Origin of the sequence: Mycolicibacterium neoaurum ATCC 25795 (genome assembly GCF_000691525.1) — a bacterium.
Taxonomy (GTDB): Bacteria; Actinomycetota; Actinomycetes; order Mycobacteriales; family Mycobacteriaceae; genus Mycobacterium; species Mycobacterium neoaurum.
In genome coordinates, this window is sequence record NZ_JMDW01000020.1 from 64,985 (window position 1) to 72,853 (window position 7,869).

6 protein-coding genes are annotated in these 7,869 nt (G+C 67.6%); 5 read left to right on the top strand and 1 reads right to left on the bottom strand.

All coding sequences use genetic code 11. From position 1 onward, the window contains the following. Positions 1 to 39: 39 nt before the first annotated feature. On the bottom strand, positions 40 to 1,827 hold the full coding sequence (locus tag IC40_RS0124010) for an ABC-F family ATP-binding cassette domain-containing protein (protein WP_030137207.1): 1,788 nt from the start codon (positions 1,825 to 1,827) through the stop codon (positions 40 to 42). A 127-nt stretch (positions 1,828 to 1,954) separates the two neighbouring features. On the opposite strand from IC40_RS0124010, the gene IC40_RS0124015 reads away from it, so the two are divergent. The 5 genes from IC40_RS0124015 to tyrS are packed head-to-tail and all read left to right on the top strand — an operon-like array spanning position 1,955 to position 7,605. After that, positions 1,955 to 4,927, top strand: coding sequence for an acyl-CoA synthetase (locus IC40_RS0124015; protein ID WP_030137208.1), 2,973 nt, complete (start codon positions 1,955 to 1,957; stop codon positions 4,925 to 4,927). Between the two features lie 52 nt (positions 4,928 to 4,979). Further along, positions 4,980 to 5,414: a hypothetical protein gene (locus tag IC40_RS0124020; RefSeq protein WP_042509756.1), complete on the top strand. Its 435-nt coding sequence runs from the start codon at positions 4,980 to 4,982 to the stop codon at positions 5,412 to 5,414. Then, on the top strand, positions 5,384 to 5,635 hold the full coding sequence (locus tag IC40_RS0124025) for a Trm112 family protein (RefSeq protein ID WP_042509755.1): 252 nt from the start codon (positions 5,384 to 5,386) through the stop codon (positions 5,633 to 5,635). The genes IC40_RS0124020 and IC40_RS0124025 overlap by 31 nt, the downstream gene beginning before the upstream one ends. A gap of 47 nt (positions 5,636 to 5,682) precedes the next feature. Then, the gene (locus IC40_RS0124030; RefSeq protein ID WP_030137211.1) at positions 5,683 to 6,294 is read left to right on the top strand and encodes a DNA-3-methyladenine glycosylase; all 612 of its coding nucleotides are present in this window, start codon (positions 5,683 to 5,685) and stop codon (positions 6,292 to 6,294) included. Positions 6,295 to 6,303: 9 nt separating this feature from the next. Continuing rightward, positions 6,304 to 7,605, top strand: coding sequence for a tyrosine--tRNA ligase (gene tyrS / locus IC40_RS0124035; RefSeq protein ID WP_030137212.1), 1,302 nt, complete (start codon positions 6,304 to 6,306; stop codon positions 7,603 to 7,605). The last annotated feature ends 264 nt before the right edge of the window (positions 7,606 to 7,869 follow it).

Genomic DNA, 7,869 nt, shown 5'->3' on the forward strand with positions numbered 1-7,869 from the left:
GGCATTCATCGTAGGAGGCCCCCCGACCGAATTTCCCGCTCAGCCTACGCTGTCGGACAACTCGAGCCAGCGCTCCTCAAGTGCGGCAACCTCGGATTCCAGCTCCCGCAGCCCACCGCTGAGCCGTTGCAGCCCTTCGTAGTCGTCCTGATCGTGTTCGGCGAGCCGGACGTGGGCGGCGTCGATCTGGTTGGCCAGCTTCTCCAGCTTGCGTTCGATCGCTGAGATCTCCTTCTGCGCGGTGCGCAGGTCGGCGCCCGACAACCCTTCCTGGACCGCCGGTTTCGCGGCCGCCGGACCGGTCTGCGACGCATGCGCGGCCCGCAACCGTAGATACTCGTCGACCCCGCCGGGCAGATGCCGCAGATGCCCACCGAGGATGCCGTACTGCTGGTCGGTGACGCGCTCCAAGAAGTACCGGTCGTGGCTGACCACGATCAACGTGCCCGGCCACGAGTCGAGCAGATCTTCCATCGCCGCCAGCATGTCGGTGTCCAGATCGTTGGTCGGTTCGTCCAGGATCAGCACATTGGGCTGCTCGAGCAGGATCAGCAGCAGCTGCAGGCGACGCTGCTGACCACCGGACAGATCCTTCACCGGTGTCGACAGCTGTGCGCTGCCGAATCCGAGCCGCTCGAGGAGTTGGCTGGGGGTGAGCTCCTGGGCCTTGGAACCGGCGCCGAACGTGTAGGTGGTGGCCAACCGGCTCAGCACCACCCGGACCGGTTCGTCGAGATGGTCGGCCAATCGATCGGCGCCCTGGGTGAGAGTGGCGATGTGGACGGTCTTCCCGGTCTTGACGCGTCCCTCGGTGGGTTGCACGGAGCCGTCGACGAGACCGAGCAGCGTGGATTTGCCCGCCCCGTTCACCCCGAGAATGCCGGTGCGTTCACCTGGCGCGATGCGCCATTCGACGTCGCGAAGCACGGTCTTCGCGCCGTAGCTGACCGAGACGTCCAGCAGGTCGACCACCTGCTTGCCCAACCGGGTGACCGCCAGTGACTGCAGCGCGACCTTGTCCCTGATCTCGGGGACGTCGGCAATCAACGCGTTGGCGGCGTCGATGCGGAATTTCGGTTTGGAGGTGCGCGCCGGTGCGCCGCGTCGTAGCCAGGCGAGTTCCTTGCGGGCAAGGTTCTGTCGGCGCGCTTCGATCGTGGCCGCCTGCCGATCGCGTTCCACCCGCTGCAGGATGTAGGCCGCATAGCCGCCGTCGAACGGCTCGACGATCCGGTCGTGCACCTCCCAGGTCACCGTGCACACCTCGTCGAGGAACCAGCGGTCGTGCGTGACGACCAGCAGCCCACCCGCGGATGCCGACCAACGTCGCTTGAGATGTTCGGCCAGCCAGGTGATGGCCTCCACGTCGAGGTGGTTGGTCGGCTCGTCGAGGGCGAGCACATCATGGTCTCCTGCCAGCAGCCGCGCCAGCGCGACCCGTCGCCGCTGACCGCCCGACAGCGTCCCGAGCACCGCATCCCAGCTCAGGTCGCCGAGCAACCCGGCGATGACATCACGTCCGCGCGCATCGCCGGCCCACACATGTTCGGGTACGTCGCCGACGACGGCGTGCCCGACGGTGTCGTCGGAATCGAGCGTGTCGGCCTGATCGAGCACCCCGACGCGCACCCCGCCGCGGACGGTCACCCGTCCCGAATCGGGTCGCACCCGGCCGGCCAGCATGGCCAGCAGGCTGGACTTTCCGTCGCCGTTACGTCCGACGATGCCGATCCGGTCGCCCTCGTTGACCCCGAGGGAGACCGAGTCGAAGACCACCTTGGTGGGATATTCCAGATGTAGGGCCTCGGCCCCGAGAAGATGCGCCATGTCGGAGTCCAGGTTAGGCGTGGCCGCGCTGTACATTCGCGGCGGCCGACCAGTGGCGCTGTGCCATGATGTCGGGGCAATCGGGGGATTGGCGCTGGTGTCTGGACTCATACGGTAGGGGAGCACTGTGGTGGATTTCTCACTGGTCACCGGTCCGGTGAGCCGATTGCTGGCCACCGCGCAGAACGGCATCGAGGTGCTGCGCTACGGGGGCCTGGAGACCGGAGCGGTGCCCTCGCCGTACCAGATCATCGAGAGCGTGCCGATGTACCGGCTGCGGCGCTACTTCCCGCCGGACTCCCGGCCCGGCACCGCTCCCGCGGGACCGCCGGTGCTGATGGTGCATCCGATGATGATGTCGGCCGATATGTGGGATGTGACGCGCGAAGACGGTGCCGTCGGCATCCTGCGCGCCGCGGGCATCGATCCGTGGGTGATCGATTTCGGTTCACCCGATCAGGTCGAGGGCGGGATGCAACGCAATCTGGCCGACCACGTGGTGGCGCTCAGCGAGGCCATCGACACCGTGAAGCGGGTCACCGGCAGCGATGTGCACCTCGCCGGGTATTCGCAGGGCGGCATGTTCTGCTACCAGACGGCCGCGTATCGCAGGTCGAAGGATCTGGCGAGCATCATCGGGTTCGGCTCTCCGGTGGACACCCTCGCGGCGTTGCCGATGGGTATCCCGCCCAACGTCGGTGCGGTCGCCGCCAACTTCATGGCCGACCATGTGTTCTCCCGCATCGACATCCCAGGGTGGTTGGCCCGCACCGGGTTCCAGATGCTCGATCCGATCAAGACGACGCAGGCCCGGTTGGACTTCCTGCGCCAACTCCATGACCGTGAGGCGCTGCTCCCGCGCGAGCAGCAGCGCCGGTTCCTGGACTCGGAGGGCTGGATCGCCTGGTCGGGACCGGCCATCTCGGAGCTGCTCAAGCAGTTCATCGCACACAACCGGATGATGTCCGGCGGATTCAACATCCGCGGAGAGCTGGTGACGCTCGCCGATATCAAATGCCCGGTGCTTGCCGTGGTCGGCGAGGTCGACGATATCGGCCAGCCCGCAGCGGTACGCGGGATCAAAGCGGCAGCGCCGCAGGCCGATACCTACGAATACCTGATCCGCGCAGGGCATTTCGGGTTGGTTGTCGGATCCAAGGCAGCCACCCAGACCTGGCCGACGGTGGCGTCCTGGGTCAAATGGCGCAGCGGTGACGGTGAGCTGCCCGAGGCCGTCGTCCCGATGGGGGACCAACCCGACGAGTCCACCGACAGTGGGGTGGCGCTGGCCTCCCGCGTCGCGCACGGCGCGGCGGCCGCCTCCGAGCTGGCCTTCGAGCTGGCCCGCTCGGCCGCCGATGCCGTTGTCGCGACCAACAAGTCGGCGCGCACGCTGCTCGTGGAGACCGCGCGCACCCTGCCCCGGCTGGCTCGGCTCGGCCAGATCAACGACCACACCCGGATCTCGCTGGGCCGGATCATGACCGAGCAGGCACTGGGTCATCCCGACGGCGAGTTCCTGCTGTTCGACGGTCGCGTGCACACCTACGAGGCGGTCGACCGCCGCGTCAACAACGTGGTGCGCGGTTTGATCGACGTCGGCGTCCGCCAGGGCGTGCGGGTCGGTGTGCTGATGCAGACCCGACCCAGCGCCCTGGTCGCCATCGCCGCGCTGTCCCGTCTGGGAGCGGTGGCGGTGCTGATGCCCCCGGACGCCGATCTGGCCCTGGCGGCCCGACTCGGCGGCGTCGTCGAGATCCTCACCGACCCAGCGAACCTGGAGGCAGCCCGCACGCTGGACCGCCGGGTGCTGGTGCTGGGCGGCGGCGAGACGCGTGAGCTGCAGCTGCCCGAACCGGGCAGTGGGTCCGCCGAGGTCATCGACATGGAGCGCATCGACCCCGATCGTGTCGAACTGCCCGGTTGGTACCGCCCGAATCCCGGGTTTGCCCGCGATGTCGCCTATATCGCCTTCGCGACGGTCAACGGGGAACTGGTGGCCCGCCAGATCACGAACTATCGCTGGGCGCTTTCGGCGTTCGGCACGGCGTCGGCGGCAAACCTCGGCAACCGCGACACCGTGTACTGCCTCACCCCGCTGCATCACCCTTCCGGACTGTTGGTGAGCCTCGGTGGCGCGGTCGTCGGTGGTGCACGGATCGCGTTGTCGCGCGGCTTGGCCCCCGATCGGTTCCTGCACGAGATCCGGCAATACGGCGTCACCGTCGTGTCCTACACGTGGGCGATGCTGCGCGAGGTGATCGACGATCCCTCGTTCGTCCTCAACGGCACGCTGTCGGTGCGCCTGTTCATCGGTGCGGGCATGCCGACCGGGTTGTGGCGGCGGGTCAGCGAGGTGTTCGCCCCGGCCCACGTCGTCGAGTTCTTCGCGACCACCGACGGCCAGGCCGTGCTGGCCAACGTGGCCGATGTGAAGCCCGGATGCAAGGGCCGCCCGCTGCCGGGTGGCCCGTTCATCGAGCTCGCGGCCTATGACGTCGACGAGGATCTGATCTTGGAGGACGAACGCGGTTTCGTGCTGCGGGCCCAACCCGGTGAGGTCGGCTTGTTGCTCGCGCGCCCGCGGGGTCCCATCGATCCGACCGCCTCGGTCAAGCGGGGCGTCTTCGCGCCGGCCGACACCTGGGTGTCCACCGAGCAGCTCTTCCGCCGTGATGACGATGGTGACTACTGGCTGGTCGACAGCCGCAGCGCGGTGATCCGCACCCCGGATGGCGTGGTCTTCACCGCCGCGGTCAACGATGCGGTCGGGCGGATCGGCGCGGTCGATCTGGCGGTCACCTACTGCGTGGATGGCGCCGACGGGCCGCTGGTGCTGACGGCGGTGGCGTTACGTCCCGGTGGCAGCGTTCCCAGCGCGGAGGTCACCGAGGCACTGGCCGCGCTGCCGGTCGGCCGCGCCCCCGATGTGGTCTATGCGGCACCCGAGATGACCCTCGGTGCGTCGTATCGGCCGGAGGTGGGTCCGCTGCGTGCCGCGGGCATCCCGAAGTCCACTCGTAACGCCTGGTACTTCGACGGCGATACGTTGCAGTACAAGCGCATGACCGCTGCCGTGCGTGCCGAGCTGGGTCTGTGAGACCGAGCCCGGCGCGCGGTGCGCTGTTAGGCTCCCGGCTAGGAGGATCGTGATGACATCATTCACTCGGCGTTCGCTGGCGGCAGCCATGATCGCCGCCGGACTGCTGACCGGCGGCACCACCGCGACCGCGCATGCCGACATCTTGGACAGCCTCGCCGACATCTACGCCTCGGGCGCGTCCGGCGGTCAGGTGTCCAAGCTCCTGGAGTCCGCCATCACGCTCCGCAATCGAGGCATCCCGCCGTCACCGGGTAACCAGGCGGCTCTGCGGGCCGCGATGGACCAGCGCCCCAATCTCGTGCCGCTGACCGAGGCGCTTCAGGCCACCGTCGCCCAACAGCGTCAGGCCCTGCAGCGTGCGGCGGCGGGCAAGGCGAGCCCGGCACCGGTCGGACCGGCCGCGCCGTGGGTTCCGCCGGACCCTGACAATGACCAGCCGCTGGCGCCTCCGGGATGGGGCAGCAGCATCGCTCCGTTCGGCTGATCGTGACGCTCGACGCGAAGCTTCTGGAAATCCTGGTCTGTCCCGAGGACCGCGGCCCGCTTCATCATGTCGCCGGTGAGTGTCTGTACAACCCTCGGCTGCGCCGCGCGTACCCCATCGACGCCGGTATTCCGGTGTTGCTGATCGACGAAGCGATCACCATCACCGATGATGCCGAGCACGCCCGTCTGATCGGCGCGGCGCAGGCGGATCCGCGCTGACCCAGCGCGGTTGGTGACCACGGGCCCGGCGCGGGCACAATCGGTGCGTGGGTGCAGCGGAGTTGTCCGGAGACCCGGTGGACTCGGCACGTCTGCTGGTGGGTGCGCGGCTTTTCGGCCGCGGGGTCAGCGCCACCATCGTCGAGGTCGAGGCCTATGGAGGACCGTCCGACGGTCCGTGGCCGGACCCTTCCGCGCATTCGTTTCGTGGTAAGCGGCCGCGTAATGCGGTCATGTTCGGTCCCGCCGGTCAGCTCTACACCTATCGCAGCCACGGGATCCATGTATGCGCCAACGTGTCCTGTGGACCCGACGGAGTCGCGGCCGCGGTGCTGCTGCGTGCAGCGGTGATCGACGACGGGGAGCCGGTGGCCCGGTCGCGGCGGGGCATCGTGGCACCCGATCACGGTCTGGCCCGCGGTCCGGGAAACCTTTGCTCGGCCTTGGGAATCACCATGGAAGACAACGGGATCGATCTTTTCGAGCCGACCGCGGCGGTGCGTCTTGAGTTGGCTGATCCGGTCGGCGTGGTCGACGGGCCACGGGTGGGGGTCAGCACCGCCGCCGACCGACCCTGGCGGTTCTGGTTGCCCGGACGTCGCGAGGTGTCGGCTTACCGGCGCAGTCCACGGGCACCCGCGCCGGGTGCCAGCGACTGATACAGGAAGATGGCACCCGTGAGTACGGGCATCCTGGATGAGCTGGAATGGCGCGGACTGATCGCGCAGTCGACCGATCTGGAGGCGCTGGCCGATGCGTTGGCCGACGGCCCGTTGACGCTGTATTCGGGTTTCGATCCGACGGCGCCGAGCCTGCACGCTGGACATCTTGTGCCGCTGCTGACGTTGCGCCGGTTCCAGCAGTCCGGGCACCGACCCATCGTGCTGGCCGGCGGGGCCACCGGATTGATCGGTGACCCGCGTGACAGTGGTGAGCGCACGATGCAGACCACCGACACCGTCTCGGAATGGGCTGATCGCATCCGTGGGCAGCTGGAACGGTTCGTCGAGTTCGACGAATCCGCAACCGGCGCGGTGGTCGAGAACAACCTGTCCTGGACCGGGCCGATGACGGCCATCGAGTTCCTGCGTGACGTGGGCAAGTACTTCTCGGTCAACGTCATGCTCGACCGCGACACGGTTCGCCGCCGCTTGGAGGGCGACGGGATGTCCTACACCGAGTTCAGCTACATGCTGCTGCAGGCCAACGACTTCGTGCAGTTGCACGACCGGCATGGATGCGCGCTACAGATCGGCGGATCCGATCAATGGGGCAACATCGTCGCCGGCGTGCGCCTGGTGCGCCAGCAGCGCGGGGCCACCGCCCATGCGCTGACCACACCGCTTGTCACCGACTCGACAGGCAAGAAGTTCGGCAAGTCGACCGGCGGCGGGAACCTCTGGCTGGATCCGGAGTTGACCAGCCCTTATGCCTGGTATCAGTACTTCGTCAACACCGCGGACGCCGATGTCGTGCCCTATCTGCGCTGGTTCACCTTCTTGAGCCGTGCGGAGATAGACGAGTTGGCCGAGGCCACCGCGGCACGTCCGCACGAACGCGCCGCCCAACGCCGTTTGGCGCGCGAGCTCACCACACTCGTGCACGGTCAGGCCGCGACCGACTCCGTCGAACTGGCCAGTCAGGCACTGTTCGGCCGTGCCGAACTGGCCGATCTCGACGAGTCGACTCTGGGTGCGGCGTTGAAGGAGGCCGGTGACGGCGCGGTTGCCGAGCTGCCGGCCGGCGGTGCCGACGGCATTCTGGACCTCTTGGTGGCCAGTGGATTGGTGGCCAGCCGCGGTGCTGCGAAGCGCACCCTCGCCGAGGGCGGGGTCTACGTGAACAACGTACGAATCGAAAGCGACGAGTGGATACCACAAGCCTCGGACTTTTTGCATGACCGTTGGCTGGTGTTGCGACGTGGCAAGCGCAACATTGCCGGGGTGATGCGGGTGGCCGCCGGTTCGTAACAGGACCGGCGCTCTGACCAGCGAAGATGTCGAGCTGACCAGGCGATTTGACTCGCTGTTAGCCCTGCCGTAACTTATTCCAGGTCAGAGCGACACGGCCGCAAGCCGGAGAGCGAAGACCAAATCCGAGAGAGAAACCCTTAACCGGGGAGTACCTCACTGCCCGCACTGCGGACCGCGGCTTTTAGCCGCGGACTTGTTGCGCGGTCAGGATCGGGCGTGTTGTTTGAGAACTCAATAGTGTGTTTGGTGGTTTTTGTTTGT